The 20,590-nt window shown below is 36.9% G+C and carries 16 protein-coding genes; 8 read left to right on the top strand and 8 right to left on the bottom strand.

Going from position 1 to position 20,590, the window contains the following annotated elements; genetic code table 11:
- Window positions 1–122: 122 nt before the first annotated feature.
- The 5 genes from ACLHG9_RS06440 (at window position 123) to ACLHG9_RS06420 (ending at window position 4,696) form a co-directional block, all read left to right on the top strand.
- The gene (locus ACLHG9_RS06440; protein ID WP_410220673.1) at window positions 123–773 is read left to right on the top strand and encodes a metal-dependent transcriptional regulator; all 651 of its coding nucleotides are present in this window, start codon (window positions 123–125) and stop codon (window positions 771–773) included.
- Window positions 770–2,626 (top strand): Nramp family divalent metal transporter, encoded by a 1,857-nt coding sequence (locus ACLHG9_RS06435; protein WP_410220672.1) that lies wholly within the window; start codon window positions 770–772, stop codon window positions 2,624–2,626. The genes ACLHG9_RS06440 and ACLHG9_RS06435 overlap by 4 nt, the downstream gene beginning before the upstream one ends.
- A 66-nt stretch (window positions 2,627–2,692) precedes the next feature.
- The gene (locus tag ACLHG9_RS06430) at window positions 2,693–3,541 is read left to right on the top strand and encodes a methylated-DNA--[protein]-cysteine S-methyltransferase (protein WP_410220671.1); all 849 of its coding nucleotides are present in this window, start codon (window positions 2,693–2,695) and stop codon (window positions 3,539–3,541) included.
- A gap of 9 nt (window positions 3,542–3,550) precedes the next feature.
- Window positions 3,551–4,159: an alpha-ketoglutarate-dependent dioxygenase AlkB family protein gene (locus ACLHG9_RS06425; RefSeq protein ID WP_410220670.1), complete on the top strand. Its 609-nt coding sequence runs from the start codon at window positions 3,551–3,553 to the stop codon at window positions 4,157–4,159.
- Between the two features lie 132 nt (window positions 4,160–4,291).
- Complete coding sequence (locus ACLHG9_RS06420) at window positions 4,292–4,696, top strand: hypothetical protein (RefSeq protein ID WP_410220669.1); 405 nt, start codon at window positions 4,292–4,294, stop codon at window positions 4,694–4,696.
- Between the two features lie 7 nt (window positions 4,697–4,703).
- Here ACLHG9_RS06420 and ACLHG9_RS06415 read toward each other — a convergent pair whose 3' ends face one another.
- The 7 genes from ACLHG9_RS06415 to ACLHG9_RS06385 all read right to left on the bottom strand — a co-directional run bounded on the left by ACLHG9_RS06415 (window position 4,704) and on the right by ACLHG9_RS06385 (window position 10,949).
- Window positions 4,704–5,735 carry a response regulator gene (locus ACLHG9_RS06415; RefSeq protein WP_410220668.1) on the bottom strand — a complete coding sequence of 344 codons (1,032 nt, stop codon included), beginning with the start codon at window positions 5,733–5,735 and terminating at the stop codon, window positions 4,704–4,706.
- Between the two features lie 9 nt (window positions 5,736–5,744).
- Window positions 5,745–6,935 carry a PAS domain S-box protein gene (locus tag ACLHG9_RS06410; RefSeq protein ID WP_410220667.1) on the bottom strand — a complete coding sequence of 397 codons (1,191 nt, stop codon included), beginning with the start codon at window positions 6,933–6,935 and terminating at the stop codon, window positions 5,745–5,747.
- Between the two features lie 135 nt (window positions 6,936–7,070).
- Complete coding sequence (gene rpmA / locus ACLHG9_RS06405; RefSeq protein WP_410220666.1) at window positions 7,071–7,466, bottom strand: 50S ribosomal protein L27; 396 nt, start codon at window positions 7,464–7,466, stop codon at window positions 7,071–7,073.
- A gap of 55 nt (window positions 7,467–7,521) precedes the next feature.
- On the bottom strand, window positions 7,522–7,833 hold the full coding sequence (rplU, locus tag ACLHG9_RS06400; protein WP_243362127.1) for a 50S ribosomal protein L21: 312 nt from the start codon (window positions 7,831–7,833) through the stop codon (window positions 7,522–7,524).
- Window positions 7,834–7,981: 148 nt separating this feature from the next.
- Complete coding sequence (locus tag ACLHG9_RS06395) at window positions 7,982–8,872, bottom strand: helix-turn-helix domain-containing protein (RefSeq protein ID WP_410220665.1); 891 nt, start codon at window positions 8,870–8,872, stop codon at window positions 7,982–7,984.
- A 19-nt stretch (window positions 8,873–8,891) separates the two neighbouring features.
- A complete protein-coding gene (locus tag ACLHG9_RS06390) occupies window positions 8,892–9,494 on the bottom strand; it encodes an ankyrin repeat domain-containing protein (RefSeq protein ID WP_410220664.1) in 603 nt (200 codons plus the stop codon).
- A 78-nt stretch (window positions 9,495–9,572) separates the two neighbouring features.
- Entirely contained in the window at window positions 9,573–10,949 is a 1,377-nt protein-coding gene (locus ACLHG9_RS06385) for an amidohydrolase (RefSeq protein WP_410220663.1), read from the bottom strand.
- Between the two features lie 336 nt (window positions 10,950–11,285).
- Here ACLHG9_RS06385 and ACLHG9_RS06380 point away from each other — a divergent pair, with 336 nt between their 5' ends.
- A complete protein-coding gene (locus ACLHG9_RS06380) occupies window positions 11,286–12,086 on the top strand; it encodes a hypothetical protein (RefSeq protein ID WP_410220662.1) in 801 nt (266 codons plus the stop codon).
- A gap of 63 nt (window positions 12,087–12,149) precedes the next feature.
- Entirely contained in the window at window positions 12,150–12,683 is a 534-nt protein-coding gene (locus tag ACLHG9_RS06375; RefSeq protein ID WP_410220661.1) for a hypothetical protein, read from the top strand.
- 130 nt (window positions 12,684–12,813) lie between these two features.
- Here ACLHG9_RS06375 and ACLHG9_RS06370 read toward each other — a convergent pair whose 3' ends face one another.
- The gene (locus tag ACLHG9_RS06370) at window positions 12,814–14,694 is read right to left on the bottom strand and encodes a DNA topoisomerase 3 (protein WP_410220660.1); all 1,881 of its coding nucleotides are present in this window, start codon (window positions 14,692–14,694) and stop codon (window positions 12,814–12,816) included.
- 317 nt (window positions 14,695–15,011) lie between these two features.
- Here ACLHG9_RS06370 and ACLHG9_RS06365 point away from each other — a divergent pair, with 317 nt between their 5' ends.
- Window positions 15,012–20,588, top strand: coding sequence for an alpha-2-macroglobulin family protein (locus ACLHG9_RS06365; protein WP_410220659.1), 5,577 nt, complete (start codon window positions 15,012–15,014; stop codon window positions 20,586–20,588).
- The last annotated feature ends 2 nt before the right edge of the window (window positions 20,589–20,590 follow it).

The following is a 20,590-nucleotide window of genomic DNA, read 5'->3' as shown; positions in this document are numbered from 1 at the left end:
TTGCAAAAGTAGTATTCGGAACTATACAAACAAAATATTATTCTTAAAAACCTCTTTTATTTTATCATAAATTCTACAAACTATTTTTTAGATTTGTCTAAAATATAAATTAGATAAATAAAATGCAGTCTTTCACCGAAGAAAACTATCTTAAAATCATATATCACCTGTCGCAAGACCAAAATCCTGTACAAACCAATGCTATTGCGGATCGCATGCAAACAAAGGCTGCTTCTGTTACAGACATGATTAAACGCCTTGCCGAAAAAGAGTTGGTAGATTATGTAAAATATCAAGGTGTAACCTTAACATCACAAGGTGCTAAAACAGCTATAGATATTGTTCGCAAACACAGATTATGGGAAGTTTTTCTGGTGGAAAAGCTAAATTTTAAATGGGATGAAGTGCATGAAGTAGCAGAAGAATTAGAGCATATCAAATCTAATTTACTGGTAGAAAGATTAGATGCTTTTCTTGAATTTCCTAAAGTAGATCCTCATGGAGACCCAATTCCCGATAAAAATGGAAATTTTGCTGCCCTTTCGTTCATTAAGCTCACCAAATTAAAAGCTAATGATGAAGGTACAATAACCGGGGTAAGCGAACACTCCTCTCCTTTTCTAAAACATCTCGAAAAATTAGGGCTTACCTTAGGTAAACGCATTAAAATTATTGAAGTAATAGACTTTGACGGTTCAGTTGAGCTGCAAATTGAAGAGCAAAAAATTGTAATCAGCCGGGAAGTAGCTAAACATATCCTAGTTTCAAAATGAGCAACAAAAAATCATTAAGTGAAGTACATGAAAGCATCACCACCGAAAAGAAAGGGTGGAGAAAAATCCTGGCTTTTTTAGGTCCGGCCTATTTAGTAAGCGTGGGTTATATGGATCCGGGTAACTGGGCTACCGATATTGCCGGAGGTAGCAAATTTGGTTACCAGCTGATCTGGGTATTGCTCATGTCTAATTTAATTGCGCTTTTGTTACAGTCGCTCAGTGCAAGATTAGGCATTGTAAGAGGCTTAGATTTAGCCCAGGCTTCAAGAAATGCCTATCCAAAATGGGTCAATTTTCCTTTATTCATTTTAGCACAAACCGCTATTATTGCCTGCGATCTGGCCGAAATTATAGGTATGGCCATAGGTTTAAACTTGCTTTTTGGATTACCATTGATCTGGGGCATATCTATTACCATATTAGATACTATTTTACTTTTATTTCTCCTGAACAAAGGAATGCGCAAAATGGAAGCCTTCATTATAGGTATGGTATCTGTTGTAGGTCTTTCTTTTTTAGTAGAAATGTTCATTGTAGAACCTTCAGTTAAAGAAGTCATCAAAGGATTTGAGCCCTCGTTATTAAGTGGCGAAGCGTTGTATATTGCCATAGGCATTATCGGTGCAACAGTAATGCCTCACAATTTATACCTGCATTCATCACTGGTACAGACCCGTAAATTTGAAAGAGACCGTAAAGGGATTAAAGAAGCCATTAAATTCAATGTTATTGATACAGCGGTAGCGTTAAATCTCGCTTTTTTTGTAAATGCCGCTATATTGATATTAGCAGCCGCAGCATTCTATAAAAATGGTTTTCATGAAGTAGCAGAAATTCAGGATGCGCATAAGCTATTGACCAATATTTTTGGAAACGTAGCCCCCGCCCTGTTTGCCATTGCACTGATTGCTGCCGGACAGAGCTCTACCGTAACCGGAACGCTTGCCGGACAAATTATTATGGAAGGTCATTTAAATCTGCGTATTCAACCTTGGTTAAGAAGATTAATTACTCGCTTATTAGCCATTGTACCTGCCTTTTTTACCATCTTACATTTTGGAGAAGATTCACTCTCGGCCTTACTGATACTAAGTCAGGTGGTATTAAGTTTGCAGTTAGGATTTGCCATTATCCCTTTAATTCATTTCACTTCTGATAAAAAAGAAATGAAAGAATTTGCCATTAAAACCTGGGTAAAAATTCTGGCCTGGATCAGTGCTTTGGTTATTGTAGTCTTAAACATTAAACTGGTTGTAGAAGAAATCAGCACATGGAAAGCAGAAAATGACGGATGGTATATTTATGTAATTGTGATACCTATGGCTATTATCATTGCATTACTTCTGCTTTATATTTTTATTTATCCACTTACCAATCCACATAATCTTAAAGTGAAATTACCGCATGGTGATGCATTAGAGATTGCTACTGTAGAAAAAATAGATTATAAAAGAATTGGGATTGCCATCGATTTTTCTAAACACGATCGGAATACCATCAGACATGCCCTTATACAAGGTGGTAAACATGCTCATTATTATCTTATACACGTAGTAGAAACCGCTGCCGCACGCTACCATGGTCAAACTGTATTAGATCATGAAACACAGGCCGATATGGAAAACCTTAAAAAATACCAGGATAATTTGGCAGAACTGGGCTATCATGCTATGCCTCAGATTGGTTTTGGTGGTACAGCCAGGGCAATTGCAGAAATTAGCAATAAACAGAATATTGAGCTTTTGGTTATGGGTGCACACGGGCACAAAGGTTTAAAAGATATTATTTTTGGTACTACAGTAAATGCTGTGAGACACAAAGTTTCTATACCTGTATTAATTGTAAGATAAAATAGAGCAATTTTCGGATTTTATTCAAATTATATAATTACCAATTTTGCTTTAGCAAGAATAAAAATGAAAACACAGGAAGAAATTAATTACCAACGCATTGCCGAAGCCATTGACTATATTAAACAGCATTTTAAACAACAACCTAACTTAGATGAGGTTGCTGAAAAAGTACATTTAAGCCCTTTTCACTTTCAACGGTTGTTTAGCGAATGGGCTGGTACAACACCTAAAAAGTTTCTGCAATATGTAAGTTTACAGCACGCAAAAAGCTTGCTTAACAAGCAACAGACTACCCTGTTTGATACAGCTTTTGATACGGGTTTATCAGGAACCAGCAGATTGCATGACCTGTTTGTTAAAATAGAAGGCATGACTCCTGCCGAATACAAGAACGGCGGAAAAAATCTGGTAATCAATTACAGCTTTAGCCAAAGTATTTTTGGACAGATCATTATTGCATCAACACATAAAGGGATATGCTATATTGCTTTTTACGAAGATGAACACAAAGCATTCAATCTCTTGGTAGATAAATTCCCCAATGCTTCATTTATTGCAAAAAAAGATGATTTTCAGGAACAAGCACTATTGATTTTTCATAAAGACTGGAATAAAATCAATGAAATTAAACTTCATCTAAAAGGAACAGATTTTCAGTTAAAAGTTTGGGAAGCTTTATTAAAAATACCTCTGGGCAAGCTTTCAACCTATGGGCAATTAGCTATGGAGATTGGTAGTCCTAATGCATCAAGAGCTGTAGGTACCGCCATAGGGAGTAATCTAATTGCTTTTTTAATTCCATGCCATAGAGTTATACAAAGCAGTGGAAATTTTGGAGGTTATATGTGGGGCAATACCCGTAAAACAGCTATAATTGGTTGGGAGCAAGCACAGGCAGAAAATCTGAAATAATTCTTTACCATGAAATTATTTGAAGAAACTTATGACCATGAAAAAAATCTATTGCCTTATGACGGAACTGTGAACTATTACGGCAAGATTTTTACCGATAAAGAAGCAGACTTCTATCTTAATTATCTTTTAAAAAATATCGAATGGCAAAATGATCAGGCTTTAATATTTGGTAAGCTTTTAACCACTAAACGAAAAGTGGCCTGGTACGGCGAACAGGCATTTGAATATACTTATTCCAAGATTACCAAAAAAGCACTGACCTTTACGCCCGAACTTAAAAAACTAAAAAAAATCATTGAGTTGCACACTGGAGAAACATATAACTCCTGCCTGCTCAACCTTTATCACAATGGCAGTGAAGGCATGGCTTGGCACAGTGATGAAGAGATAGATTTGAAAAAACATGGAGCTATTGCTTCTGTAAGTTTTGGTGCCGAACGCAAATTTGCCTTTAAACATAAAGCCACTAAAGAAACCATAGCTTTAAATTTAGTTCACGGAAGCATATTGGTTATGAAAGGTTTAACTCAGGATTACTGGTTTCATCGCTTACCTTTAACCACCAAAGTGAATACTATGCGTGTTAATCTTACTTTCAGAACAATTGTAAGATAATCTAAGTTTAAACAATAGTTTATTGCTCCATAACTTCTTCATGCTGAAATTGTTAAGCATGCTTTATGATGTTTTTATAACAAAGAAGCCTTTTAAATCCTTGATAAATAAATTAACTTGCGCAAGTTAATTATGAACACAAGAAGAAACCGTTACCTTTTGCTGATCCTCATAGTGATTATTGCCATTGTGATGTTTAAAGATACCTTAACACAATCTGGTATTGAAGACTTAAAGGGAGGCTTTAAAGAAATAATCAAATACAGGAACGAAAACAATACCGGCCCAGTACAACGAATTTTTGTTGTTACGGTAAAAGACACTCTTAATGCACAGTATATTGATTATGGTAACTTGATGCCGCACAACAAATATGGCAATACTAAAGTTTATTTCTTTTTGGAAGGAAGACCCACACCTAATGAATTAATGCCGGGTAAAGTAAACTTTGAAGCAAAATACAATAACAGCTGTGTTGCACTTTACGAAAAAAGCGCTATGAGCAATTTTGGATTAGTTAAATATCCTTTCAGATAATCTGAAACTATTGTTTTATTTTCTTCAATTTTTCTATAGATAGAATTTTGATGGCATTACCCTGCTTTTCTATCAGTTTTTCATCTTTAAAATCGGCCAACATACGACTAACTGTTTCACTTGCCGTACCTACCAACGCAGCCAGGTCATCTCTTGATATTTTCAATAAAGATTCATCTTCATTATGGTTAGCCCTCAATTTCTCGGCAACTTGAATCAAGGCTTCTGCCACACGTTTACGCACAGAAAAATAAGCTAATTTAAGCATCTGTTCTTCTTTAAAACGCACATTACCCGAAAGTAGCTGAATAAAAGAATGAGCGAATTCATGGTGATTATGCAAGTAATCCATGAAATCGGCTTTAGGTATCAGAACCAATTCGGTATCAGTCATAGTGGCCGCATTATCAGCATAGTTCTCGCCACAGCACAGGCTCTCATAACCAAAAAAATCTCCCTCTTTAAATAACCCTGACGACAATTCTCTGCCGTTATCAAAACGTTTATAGGTTTTAACCTGTCCTCTGTGTACATAATATAGGTAATTCGGTTCATCATTTTCCAAATAAATTACCTGTCTGTTATCGTAATGACGCGTTTTACCTTTTGTTTTCAATTCTTGATATACGGTTTCCAGATCCTTGCCATTGCTTTTGTGCGTTGCCTGTAAACCCTTTTTCTTTAAGCGACTTTCTATAGCATTAAACAGTTCTACATCATCAAAAGGTTTGGTTATATAATCATCTGCTCCCATTTCCATTCCCTTGCGCATATCTGCCCTTTCGGCCTTAGCAGTCATAAAAATAAAAGGTATATTAGCCAGTTTCGGATTTTTACCCAACAAGTACAGCACGCCATAACCATCCAGCTCGGGCATCATGATATCGCATAAAATAATATCCGGTAATTCCTTACTCGCTAAATCTACACCTATCTTACCATTTTTGGCTGTTACAGCATGGTACCCGGCAAGTTCCAGAACCTCGGCAGTACCTTCTCTTATATCGTCGTTATCTTCAATGATCAATACCTTTTTCATCTGTGCTGATTAATTATTTAAATTAAAGCTGAGTGTAAATGTGGTTCCTTTGTTTTGCCGGCTCAGGCATTCTACCGTGCCATCCATCAAACCTACGTAGCGTTTTACAATATTTAACCCTAAACCTGTTCCGGGTATATCGCCCGTATTGTGCGCTCTAAAAAATGGCTCAAATAAACTGCTTTGATCCACATCGGGAATACCGATACCATTATCTGTTATTTCTATGGTTAGTTTATCCTTATCTAAAACACTATTAAATTGTATCATGGTATTTTCTCCGGAGTATTTTATGGCGTTCGAAATCAGGTTGATGATGCAATTCTTCAATAAATTCGGGTCTAAATATATCTGTGAGCTGGTTCCGGTATGCTGGTAAACAATCAGTTGATTCTGTTTGCTAATCAATTGCATTTCTTCAACAATTTCCTCTGCAAAAGCAATCAGATCAAAATTGCTGAAGGCAGCTTCAACTTTACCTGCTTCAAGTTTTTCTAACGAAAGGAAATCGTTAAGGATAGTAGTTAAATTATTGATTGCATTCTTTATTTTATAAGTATGTTTCTCAACATTTGTAAGATCATGTTTTTCAGCATATTTGTCTATCAAAGAAGCTGATAATTGTATAGAGCTTAAAGGCGTTCTAAACTCATGAGATGCCATAGATACAAATCTTGTTTTCAACTGGCTGAGCTCCTTTTCTTTCTCAAATAAAGCACTTACGTTTTCTTTAGCCAGTTCAAGCTCATTGATAGACCTTATGAGGTCTTCTGTACGTTCCTTGATCTTTTCTTCCAGTTCTTCAGTATAGCTCTTTATTTTTTGCTCATCTTCTTTCTGACGGCTCAAATCGTGAACAAAACCCGTAAAGATACGTCTGTCGGTAAATTTCACTTCACTAACACCTAATCTAAAAGGAAAAGTAGTACCATCTTTACGTTGCCCCGTAACTTCTCTGCCTATGCCAATGATATGTTTTTCTCCTGTTTTCCGGTAATTGGCAATATAACTGTCATGCAATCCTTTATCCGGTTCGGGCATTAAAACAGATACATTTTTACCAATCAGCTCTTGTTGGGTATAACCAAACAATTTTTGTGCAGATGGGTTGATATGCTCTATAATTCCAAATTCATCAATGGTGATGATCCCATCAATAGCATTCTCTATAATAGCACTCAGTAATTTGGCCTGGTTCATAAAAACGGGTTTTTACAAATATAACCAAGTTAGTTTTTGGCCATATAAATTTTTGTTATGTAAAACCAATACAAATAAAAAATCCTTAACCTATATAGGTTAAGGATTAGTAATATTTTAAGTTGCTGTTTCTAATTATTCAGCAGAAGCTTCTTCTTTTTTAGCAGCTTTTTTAGCCGGAGCTTTTTCTGCTTTAGGTGCAGCAGCTTTCTTAGCCGGAGCTTTCTCTGCTTTAGGTGCAGCGGCTTTAGCTTTTTTTACAGGTGCAGCATCTTCTACTTTAGGAAGTACTGATACGTATGATTTGTTATCAACTTTCTTTTTGAAAACTACGATACCAGGCACTAAAGCAAATAAAGTATGATCTTTACCTATGCCTACACCTTTATCTGGATGGTGTTTTGTACCACGTTGGCGAACAATGATGTTTCCAGCTATAGCTTCCTGACCACCAAAAATTTTAATACCTAAACGCTTGCTATGCGATTCGCGTCCGTTCTTTGAACTACCGGCTCCTTTCTTATGTGCCATTTTATTTTATCTTTAAAAGCTTAGTTAGCTAAACTTACAATTTAACAATAATTAATTACAGCGTAATGCTCTCAATTTGAATTTTAGTGAACGACTGGCGGTGACCATTTTTCTTTTTGTAACCTTTTCTACGTTTCTTTTTGAAAACGATTACTTTATCACCTTTTAAATGAGACACGATTTTAGCTGAAACCTTAGCTCCTTTTACTGCAGGTGCACCTACGGTAATTTTACCACCATTATCAACCAACAATACATTGTCAAATTCAATACTAGCGCCTTCATCTCCTTGTAAACGGTGCACAAAAAGATGCTGGTCTTTTGCAACTTTAAACTGTTGCCCTGCTATATTTACTATTGCGTACATTGTTAAATAATTAATTTATTTCTATTTATTTTTATTCGAGGTGCAAATATAGAACTTTTACCAGTTAAACACAAACATATAAACAAAATATTTTAACAATAAAATCTATACCTATCTGGTTTATTTCATTATAAGTCTGCTAAGCGCATTAATCCACTTTATTACCTCTAAATTGCGAGGGTGTCATCCCTGTGTGGAGTTTGAAAAATTTGGAAAAACTGGCCTGATCATAAAAATCAAGTTCATATACAATCTCTTTTACAGACAAACTAGAGGCTTTGAGCAAACGTTTGGCTTCTAACAGTACCCTGTTCTGAATTAAAGACGATGCTGAAAGCTGTAAATGTTTTTTACAAATAATATTGAGATAATTTGATGAAATATTTAGTTTACCTGCATAAAAAGCTACCGAATGTTCGTTTTTAAAACAACTATCTATAAGCAATACAAACTTAGCTATTAAAGGGTTAAAATGATAAGTTTGAGAATGACTGAATATTTTTTGGGCCTCTCTACTAATTAATAGCATCATGATCCTGATACGTGCATTGACAAGATCTTCAAAAATATTTTCTTCGCTCAGCTCTCTCTGAATATTTTTAAACTCATACAACAACCTGCCATAAATTTCGCTCGAAATATTGAGTACAGGATGTTGATGATAATAGGAAGCAGAAAAACGAAGTGAAGGCGATATGCTTTCAAATAACTCCCTGCTAATCATTAACTGATAGCCTATAGTCTGTGATTTGATATGCCATTTATGCACCTGATCAGGAAAAACAAGATGAATCTGATGATCAGTGATCCCGTGCTCAACAAAATCTATACTGTGTGTACCTTTTGCCTGCCCAAATAAGATCACCATAAAAAAATCATGCTTATGCGGTTTTTCTATGGTTCTTTCGCCATGTAGTTCATGAAACAACACATCCCGCTTTATCCTGCCTTCGTTAAACGCCTGTATATCTAAAACAGGAAAATAATCTGATTTATCATTTACATTTTCTACCATAGAAAAACAGAAGTCTAACGTCATACCGGCTTTCACTTAAAAATTAATGCCGGGCACTTTCCAAGATTTTAGCTATTTTATCATATTTCAGCGATCTGGCATGCTGTAAAGGTGTTACTCCATTTTTATCAGCAATATCAGTACCACATCCTGCATTGACTAAGATAGTAACTATTTGCTGATATTTCTCACTTCCATTTCCTAATATAACAGCTTCCATGAGAGCCGTCCAGCCTAAACGGTTAACATGGTCAATAGGGAAACCTGATGTATGGGTCAGAACTTTTACTGTTTCTAAATGCCCACTTTCACAGGCAGGAATTAGAGCGGTGCCATTGTAACGGTTAAACACATCGAAACGTGCACCGTTTGCCAAAAATAATTTCACAAACTCTGTTTGTCCCGAAGCGCCGGCATATAAAAACGGGCTATCTAACTGCTCATCCTGAAGGTTAACATCTGCCCCATAAAACACCAGTAGTTTAGCCATTTCAAAATAGCCTGCCTGTGTAGCTGTCAATAACAAAGATTGTCGGTGTTCATTTTGAACATCTACAGCAACCCCTTGCTTCAATAAGGCTTCTACCTCTTTTAAGCGGTTATTTTTTACCGCCTCTATAATAATCGATTTCTGGTTTTTATTCATGTTTACCGGTTTTGCCTGCCTGGAACAAGCATTTGCAAGTAATAAGATCAAAAATAAAGTTAGGCTCTTCATTATAAGTTAAAATACTTTATTTCCCTTGTAGATCAGCGATTTTACTTCTGATATACGTGACACGGCTTCAGCAGAGCAACTGGCATCTACCAGTACCATACTGGCATCATCACCTGCTTTTGGCCACTGCTGGTTACCTTTATCATCTAAAGGCAATATATTGTAAGTAGCCAGTTTTAAACTTCTTGAAAGATTAAACTCAGAACCATATCCATACAACTGGGCCATTAAATTGGCTTTGTGCAATACACTTCCGGTTCCCCAGGTATTCCAGTGATCTATAATACTGTCATTACCAGTTGCCACATTTACACCATGTTTATATAACAAGGGTACAGGCATAATCAAACTACCAAAAGGTATGGTAGATACAATACCTATCCTGGTATTGCCCAGTTTAGCAATCACTTCCTCTTGTTTATTTTTATCTAAACGACCTAATACAAAGCAATGGCTTAAAAACGTTTTTTCTTTTAAGACAGGATTTTCATTTACCTTATCAATTAAGTATTCAACTGTTTTTAACCCCGAATCTCCTGTTTCATGAAGATGGATATCTATGCCTTTATGGCTGTCTAATGCCAGTTGTACAATAAAATCTATTGTCTTCTCAACACTACCATCAATCGTATAAGGATCAACACCACCTATGTAATCTACATCCATTGTAGCCGCTTCTTTCATCAGTTGCGCAGAATCTGTATAAAAAATACCGTGTTGGGGAAAAGCGACCAGTTCTGCGCCAAAAGTGTTCTTCTTATTTTCAAGTGCTTTCTGAAGGTTCTTTAACGAATCGAGTTTAGAAGTAGGCTCTATATTTACATGGCTTCTGGCATAACCCGAACCATGTTTTTGTAGAAGTTCTATCAATTTTTCTGCACGATAGGTAGAAGTCTTCAGCATCTCAGGCAAAATTTGCTGCTCTAAAGCAATCATGCCTTTTACTCCACCTTGTCTTTTTCGCACCGCTTTCCATGGCCCACCGTAAAATGTCTTATCTAAGTGGATATGCATATCTTTAAAAACAGGTAACATCAAAAAACCTTTTGCATCTATAGCATTGGCACTCGGATTATTCGCATATATTTTTGTGATTTTTCCATTCGCAATTTCTACGCAGAACAAATCAGTTTTGGTAGCTACAACTTCTTCTCCATCATATTCAAAACCCGTTTCTAAACGAACATTTTTTAAAACCATATCTTTTTTATCTGAATAAAAGCTGATTAAGCGTTCCTTCTTTGGCAATTCACTGGCAGAAAGCATATCAGGTATTGCGGCCATTCCTGCTACCGTCAATGCCGAATTTCTGATAAAAGCCTTACGTGATAATTTTGTTGAATCTGGCATGTGTACTTCTTTTTTCACAAAGATAATTTCCATTACATATGCTTTTGGGTAGCTTTTATAAGAAGACTTGTAAAAATTATAACTCTTTTATCAAGTCTCTTTATTCATTGAAATGTATGTTATTTATTTACAATATGGTTAAAGATATAGCTTAAATTTAAGCATCACTGTTATTTGTAAAAAGCATCTGTACTTCTATTTATCTGTTTTATAAATCTAATCTATATACTCAGAAAAATACCTATTAATAGGTATTTATGTACCTCCTATAATTGAGTACTTTTATAGTAAAGGCAAAAGATATTCCGGTCGTTTCATTTATTTCTGCGCTTGTTTTCAACCGCCAATAAATCAATAAATGTTAAAGCCATGCAAATAAAATTAACTTTTATAGGAATTTTACTGATCAGTACATTTTCCTATGCGCAAACAAAAATCTTAGATACCGCTAAAAAAGATACCGCAACACTTATCAATGTAAGTTATCAGTTTAAATATGATCTAAGTGGGCTTCCTTTAGAACAGTTATTTTATGAAAAGAATAAGGAGAAAAACTTAGTAGATCAGGAAGTACCTACTGGTGGATATAAAGTAAGGGCACTTTACGAAAAGCAAGGATATGTATATTATAAATACTGGGATTTTAAGGATAGCACCTTAAAATCTAAATATAATGACGATAAAGTCTTTAAAATGAAAAAAGAAGACTTTAAGACTGTAGCCGACAGGTTATACCGAAGATACAAAGGTGCGAAAGTAGGTGCTTATACCATACCTTTTAGATTAAGGGGCATAAATAGTGGAGATTTCGATTTTGAAACCGCACTTTCCTTACAAGCCAATGTGGTATTTGGATTTGGGCAGCAAACAAAACAGGAATCATGGCTCGACCTGTCGTGGGGATTGGGGCTTACAAGAATTAATTTAGATAGTGATAACAGTAAGGTTACAGAAAATCGTACCGCTTCGGCACTGACAACCTCTTTAGGTGGCGTAATCAAACCTGATAAATATGTAAATCTTGGACTTTTTGTAGGTTGGGATTTCTTAGGAAAGAAAGACAAAGAAGCAGAATGGATCTATAACAAAAAACCTTGGTTAGGTATTGGTATCAATATTAGTTTTGATGGCATTAGTACCACTAAAACAGCTGCTAATGGCACTCAATAATGATCTGTAGATATTTTATTTTAATTAATTTTAATAACCGATTAACCAATAATTTTTACGCTTATGAAAATAACATTTAATCATTTCAAAATCCTGTTACCAGCAACTTGCCTGCTGGCTACATTAAATGGTTTTGCGCAAAGCAAAGAACCAGAAGTTTTTAAGGCCCGGATAATTACTCCTGATAAACCTGCTACCCCAGTTCAGAAAAATACGCCGCCTGTTACAGCTTCAGTCCATACTGCAAGTAATCTGAATAAATTCTATGGAACTTATTATTATTGGGTTCCAGGCACTTCTTATGTTGTACCTGATTATAGTCGCAAACAGGATGTAATCCACAATTCTGCCGGAACAGGTGTATTGCCCGGAAGCATAAAAATCAACGCCGATGGTACTTATATCTGGAACAGCAGCTGGGAGCAAAAAATAATCAAAGGAAAATGGCAGCTTACAGGTGATAAAGACTACCCTATTGAAATGATAAACGCTCAGGAAAAGAAAAACTGGAAAGTAGGCTTACATGACCGACCAAAAGAAGCTGACCTTTATATTAAAGATGGCAACACATGGTACAGTGCCAAGAAAGTGAAGTAAATCCTAAGTATTTTATCAAGAGGTTGTTTCAAAAATCTTGAGTTTCGTCATTCTGAACTCGTTTCAGAATCTCAGACAGAGACTGAATTTGAAACAACCTTATTTTTAACTTAATGTATTTTTATACAAATTATTTTGGGTTTATTTCAGTTTCAGCTATATCAGCGTTAACATGATCTTCTTGCTTGGTTTTTTGGCTTAATGATATACCGGCAGCTAAAAGTTCTTGCGTAATGTTACGGGTATAATCCAAAATCTCGGCCTTGAATTGTTGCACAGAAGCCCCCGAACGTATTTCTTCCAGTCGTTTTTCCCATTGCCCGGTAAGTTCGGCCTGTGCAATCTGCTTATCTTTTACCACCTCATATACCGCCAAACCTTTTGTGGTAGGCACTAAATTTCTTTTTTCCCTAATGATATATTCACGGGTCAGTAAAGTTTCTATAATAGCTGCACGGGTTGCGGGCGTACCTAAACCGCTGTCTTTCATTGCATCTCTTAACTCCTCATCTTCAATATCTTTGCCGCAGGTTTCCAGAGCCTTTAACAAAGATGCTTCATTATACATGGCTTTAGGTTTGGTTTGTTTTTCTAATAATACTTTATCTGCAAGAGGTAATTCCTCTCCTTTTTTTACTTTAGGTAGAGCGGCATTGTCTTCATCTTTTTTATCGTCTTCTGTATCATTAAAAACCGAACGCCATCCGGCACTTCTTATCACTGTACCGTTAGCTATAAACAGGATTTCAGATTCTACCGTAATTTTAGTAATCTCTTTAATGCACTCCTGATGAAAAGCTTCCAGCATACGTCCGGCTACCAGATCATAAACGGCCTGATGGTCTTTGCCTAAATGCGAAGGTTTTACACCTGTAATCAATATGGCATGGTGATCTGTTACTTTTTTGGCGTTCACACTGCGCTTGGTTAATTTAGCTTCTTGCAGGTTACCTGCATGCTTACCAAATGCGGGATGCTCCAGTAAACTGCTGATCAATTGCGGAACGGTAGCAAAAATATCATCACCTATGTAACGACTGCCCGTACGCGGATAAGTAACCAGCTTACTTTCATAAAGATTTTGTAAGAGCCCTAAAGTTTGATCGGCTGTGTAACCATATTTTTTATTGGCTTCCTGCTGTAATGAACTCAAATCATGCAATAAAGGAGGTGGCTCTTTTCTTGGTTTAGCTTCTACATCAACAATATGTGCTCCTGTTACAAAACCCGATGCTACGTCCTTAACCTTTGCAAATAATTCTTCCCCGGCTTCTTTAGTATCAAAACTATCAGTTGATAGGGCCTTAAAAAGCTGTCCGTCTTTATCTACCTGTATGGCAATCTGATAATATATTTTTGGGACAAAGTTTTTAATTTCAAGATAACGGGCACAGATCATGGCCAGCGTAGGCGTTTGAACCCTACCTAACGACAATACATCTTTTCCTCCGGCCGACAAGCTCAATGCCTGGGTGGCATTCATCCCAACCAGCCAGTCCGAAACCGATCGGCAATGAGCCGAACTAAATAAGGTGTCATAATCACTGCCCGGCTTCAAGTTCCTGAAACCTTCTTTTATAGCCTCATCAGTTTGTGAAGATATCCATAACCTTTTAAAAGGTTTTTTACATTTCAGATAAGAATAGATATACCTGAAAATCAATTCTCCTTCCCTCCCGGCATCGGTCGCTACAATAATTTCAGATGCTTCATCAAACAATTTTTGAATAATATCCAATTGTTTTCTTACACCCGGATCCTCAATAAAACCATCTTTAGTTTTTACTTTACGGATAGATAGCTTGAACTTTTGAGGTAACATAGGTAAATTAGTTTTACGCCAGCCATAATAGCCATATTCTTGTGGCGGCGCAAGTTGGAGCAAATGCCCAAAAGCCCATGTAAATGAATACCCCTTACCTTCAATATACCCGTCTTTACGGGTATTTGCGCCAAAAACTTTTGCCAGTTCACGCCCAACCGATGGTTTCTCTGCTATGATAACTTTCATGCTTCCCTTTCACAAATGAAACGTTAAATATCCGAAAAAATATAGTTTTTGAGCATCACTCAACCCGATAGACGATTTATCTATTTGTATTTTAATCAGATAAAAACAGATTTAGATTATAACCGTATTTACGTAGTCGTTAATCATGCTATCAAATACGTTAAAAATCCGGATACAAAGCTTTTAAAAACCAATGAGATGAGCTATATCCATAAACATTTACAACTTAAAGGGGTTAATCTTAAAACTTTAAGTTCTGATAATTATATTTGGATGAGGCTCTTTGCCCATATTACATCTTTCAATCATTCTAAGAAATGGAAAAAAACCTGAAAAACACCAAATCTTTTAAACGTATTATTATTGCTGCAATGGCAATTATTGCGATAACCGCAGCCGGCTTTTATTTCTTTGGCAGAAAAAAAGCAAAAGATAAACAAGCTTATGCAAAATACATAGATGCTTATACCTCAGGAACCATTTCCAAAAAAAGTTTCATAAGAGTACATCTGGCCAGTGTAATACAGTCTGTTAACGATTTAGGTAAACCCGATGATCGTAAATTACTGGATTTTTCGCCCAACATCAAAGGAAAAACCTATTGGATAGATGCCCAAACCATAGAGTTTAGGCCCGACGAACCTTTAAAACCCGATCAGGAATACACGGCTACTTTAGATTTAGAAAAGTTAACTCCGGTTGAGAAAGGCCTCGAAGAATTTGAGTTTGACTTTAAGATCATGAAACCGGGAATGATGGTCACACAAAACGGCCTGGTTTCACAAAACAATACCTCGTTAAACTATATGAAGCTAACGGGTAGTGTATATACTGCAGATGAAGAAGATCAAAAAGAAATTGAACAGACCTTAAGCATCGATTTTGGGCAAAAATTAAATATCAAGTGGTTTCACAACCCTGAAAAACACAGCTCTTCTTTTCAGATAGACAGCATAAAAAAAACAAATCAGGAACAAGAAATTAGCCTCAAATGGAATGGAAAAGCTATAAAAGCCAGTGAGAGCAAAGGCGAAATCAAACTGAACGTGCCAGCATTGAGTATCTTTAAAGTCTTAGATATTAAATCTGTACAAGAAACGGATAATTATGCTTTGGTGCAATTTAGTGAACCTGTAAATGTGGGTCAGGATTTAAATGGATTAATCAGTTTAGGCAGTTTAGAAGATTTACGTTATACCATAGATGGCAGCCAGGTAAAGGTTTATGCAGCCGATGTACTTGAGGGCAATTATAATATTGTAGTAAGCACTGGCATTACAAATATTAATGATAAGAGTTTAGAAGCGGCCAAAACTGCAAATATTATTTTTGAGAACAAGAAACCTTCTGTAACAATAGCGGGTACGGGTAGTATCATGCCCAATTCCGGCAAATTGGTTTTGCCTTTTGAAGCCGTTAACTTAAAAGCTGTTGATGTAACCATTATTAAAATATATGAAAACAATATTCCTCAGTTCTTCCAATCGAACAATTACAAAGATGAAAACGAGCTGCGCAGGGTAGCCAAACCAATTGCACAAAAAACCATTCGCTTAGATGAGGATAAATCTGTTGATCTCCATAAGAAAACCCGTTTTACTTTAGATCTCGATAAAATCATAAGAACCGAACCCGGTGCCATGTACCGGGTAACTATAGGTTTTAGACAAGCCTACAATCTCTACAATTGTGATGAAAAAGGAGAAAAATCAGATAACAACAATCGAGAAGAAGAAGATTATTATGGCGAAAAAATTGATGAGGATGATGAATTTTGGCAAGCGTATAACAGCTACTACCCTTCTAATTACCGTTGGGATGAACGTGATAATCCTTGTACACCTTCTTACTACACCCGTGAAAAATGGGCCAGCCGTAATCTAATTGCCTCTAATATTGGTTTAATTGCCAAAAGAGGGAATGATAACAGCATGCTGATTATCGCTACAGATTTGCTTACTGCCAAACCCATGGCCGATGTAAACATAGAATTGCTCGACTACCAGAAACAGGTACTGACCCAAGTAAAAACAAGTAGCGACGGTATGGCCACTTTTGACTTGAAACGTAAACCTTTCTTACTGGTAGCTAAAAAAGATAAAGAACGGGGTTACTTGCGTTTAGACGATGCCAACTCCTTGCCTTTAAGTCGTTTTGATGTAGGTGGAGACGTGGTACAAAATGGCGTAAAAGGCTTTATTTACGGAGAACGTGGTGTATGGCGACCGGGCGATAGTCTATTTGTTTCTTTTATTTTAGAAGATAAGCTCAATAAATTACCTCAAAACTATCCGGTTACCTTTGAATTGTATAATCCTAAAGGACAATTAGACAAAAAAGTAATCAGTTCGCAATCATTAAACGGATTTTACACTTTTAAAACAAGGACAGAAAGTACGGCACCTACCGGCAATTGGCTGCTCAAAGCCAAAGTGGGCGGTTCTACATTTACAAAAGACTTAAAGATTGAAACCGTAGTACCCAATCGGCTTAAAATCAATTTTGATTTAGGTGGCCGTAGCTACTTAGGAAACGGTGCGGCAGCCCCTGCCAAATTAAACGCAAAATGGCTGTTTGGTACACCGGGCAAAGGGCTTAAGGCTAAGGTGGATGTAAATCTAAACACCACCACAACAACTTTTAAAGGCTTTGAGGCTTACAGCTTCGACAATCCTACGGTTCATTTTCAATCGCAGGCCAAAACTATTTTTGAAGGCACGTTGAATGAGAATGGAGATGCAGCTATAAACACCAATTTAAGCGAAAATGGAGAAGCTCCCGGCATACTAAGAGCTAATTTCACGACTAAAGTTTTTGAACCGGGTGGCAATTTCAGTATCGACAATTTTAGTATCCCTTACCATGTATATAGCAGCTACATCGGCATAAGGGCTCCCGAAGGAGAAAAACTTAGCGGTATGTTATTTACCGGCAAATCTCACAATATTGACATTGTAAATGTAAACCGTGATGGCAAGTTACTGGCCAGTAATAAAAACGTACGTGTAGAAATGTATAAGGTACAGTGGCGATGGTGGTGGGAACAAGATAACCAAGATACTTATGCCAATTTTACGCAGAACGAATACAATAAGCTCATTAAATCGCAAACCGTAAAATTGATAAACGGTAAAGCCAGCTGGAGTTTCAGAATAGATGAACCTGAATGGGGAAGATACCTTATCTTGGTAAAAGATGGTAATGGCGGGCACACAGCTGGAAAATCTGTTTATATCGATTGGCCGGGATGGAGCCAGCGAGAACAAGGCAGCAATCCAACAGAAGCGGCAATGCTTTCTTTTACAGCCAACAAAGCTAAATACAATGTGGGCGAAGATATTACCCTTACCATACCCACAGGCGAAAACGGAAGAGCGCTCATTTCTATAGAAAATGGCAGTAGGGTATTAAAGACCTTTTGGATTGACACAAAAAAAGGACAAACTCAATACAGTTTTAAAGCCGAAAAAGATTGGGCACCAAATGTATTTGCCAATATTACTTTGCTGCAACCTCATGCACAAACTGTAAATGATCTGCCTATACGTATGTACGGTGCTATTCCTTTGAATATAGAAAACCCACAAACCATTTTAAAACCTGTAATAAAAATGGCTTCGGTACTAAAACCGGAAGTAGAAAGCAGTGTAACAGTAAGCGAAAGTAATGGTAAAGAAATGACCTACACATTGGCAATGGTTGATGAAGGTTTACTCGATCTTACTCGTTTTAAAACACCGCAACCACATCAGGCTTTTTATGCACGTGAAGGACTGGGTGTTAAAACCTGGGATTTATTTGACTATGTTTTAGGTGCATGGGGAGGCAATTTAGAACGTCTGTTAAGTATTGGTGGCGATGGTTCTATCAACCGTAATCTTAATCCTGCAAAGGCCAACAGGTTTAAACCAGTAGTTAAATTTATGGGGCCATTCCATATCAGCAAGGGAGAAAATAAGACCCATAAATTCAAATTACCTCAATATATTGGTGCTGTAAGGGTAATGGTTGTAGCCGGGCATGACGGTGCTTATGGAAATGTTGAAAAATCGGTAGAAGTTAAAAATCCTTTGATGTTGCATGCTACTTTACCAAGAGTAATAGGTGCAGGAGAAAATTTTGTACTTCCTGTAAATGTATTTGCGACCAATAACAACATTAAAAATGTATCGGTACAAATTCAAAGCGATAAATTAACCTTGAGTTCTGGTAATACTCAACAACTTAATTTTGCACAGGCTGGAGAACAGATGGCATACTTTAACGTAACAGCCCCTGAAACAGTTGGCGTGGCAAAAGTTAAAGTCATTGCCCGCAGCGGAAAAGAACAAAGCGTATATGATGTAGAAATAGAGATCAGAAATCCGAACCCCTATATTAGCAATGTAGTTTCTTACACCCTCCACCCTAACCAAAGTCAGCAAATCAACTACAAAGCCATAGGTATGGCAGGAACAAACTCAGGTGTAATAGAAATTTCTTCCATCCCTCCTATAAATCTGCAAAAAAGACTGAATTATCTGATCCAGTATCCGCACGGTTGTGTAGAACAAATTACTTCCGGAGTTTTCCCTCAACTATTCTTAGACAGGCTTACTCCTTTAAACGAGCAGAAAAAAGCTGAGATAGAACGCAATATTAAGAAAGGCATAGCCAAGCTTAAAGGTTTCCAAAGTACCGAAGGTGGTTTAAGTTACTGGCCAGGCGAAGCCAAAGCCGATGAATGGGGAACCAACTATGCATCGCATTTCTTGATAGAGGCTCAAAATGCAGGTTATACCCTACCTGTTGGTATGTTAGATGAAATTTTACGCTACCAAAAACGTAAGGCAAATAATTGGACACCAAATGCAGATAATTTTTACGGAGGCGATTTAAACCAAGCTTATCGCTTATACACGCTTGCTTTAGCCAAAAAACCCGAAATGGCCGCCATGAACCGTCTAAAAGCTTTCCAATATTTAAGTGTTGCCGCTAAATGGCGTTTAGCTGCTGCTTACCAACTGGCCGGGCAAAACGGAGCAGTATTGAGCTTAACACGCGGACTGGACAAAACGGTTAAACCTTACCAGCAATTAGGAGGTACTTATGGCTCTACCCTACGTGATGAAGCCATGATCATGGAAACCCTTAGCCTAATGGGACAAAAAACTGAGGCTGCCAAGCTGATGCAGAGTGTTGCCGCAAAGATAGGCGAAGACACCTGGTACAGTACGCAAACTACTGCTTATGGCCTACTCGCCATTGCCAAATTCTGCGGACAAAATAAAGCTGGAACGCGGTTAAGTTACAGTTATACCATAGATGGAAAGAAAGGAAATGCCAGCAGCAACGAATTCATGAATAGCCAAGCATTGAGTTTTAAGTCTAATCAGGCTGTAATAACCAATACGGGCAATAACATTCTGTATGTTAGATTGGTCTTACAGGGACAACCTGCTAACGGGCAAAATGATTTTCTGCCTAACAATACTGAAAATCTAAACATGAGTGTAAGTTATAAAACACTTAAAGGACAAGATATAGATCCTGCTGTAATTAAACAGGGTACTGATTTTTATGCCGAAGTAACCCTAAAAAATCCTGGAAATATGGGTTATTATGAACAAATGGCACTTACACAGATCTTTCCTTCTGGTTGGGAAATCATCAATACCAGATTAAATGATAATGAAGGCTTCTTAAGCTCTTCGCCTGCCACTTACCAGGATATAAGAGATGACCGTGTATTTACTTACTTTAATATACGTGAGCGCGAAACACTTACTTATAAAGTGCTGCTCAACGCATCATATGTAGGGCGTTACTATTTACCAGCTGTATATTGTGAAGCTATGTACAATAATAGTATCAGTGCCACGCAGGCAGGCAAATGGGTTCAAGTGGTAAAATAATT

Source organism: Pedobacter sp., from assembly GCF_046462515.1.
Lineage (GTDB): Bacteria > Bacteroidota > Bacteroidia > Sphingobacteriales > Sphingobacteriaceae > Pedobacter.
This window is presented reverse-complemented; position numbering and strand designations above follow the sequence as displayed.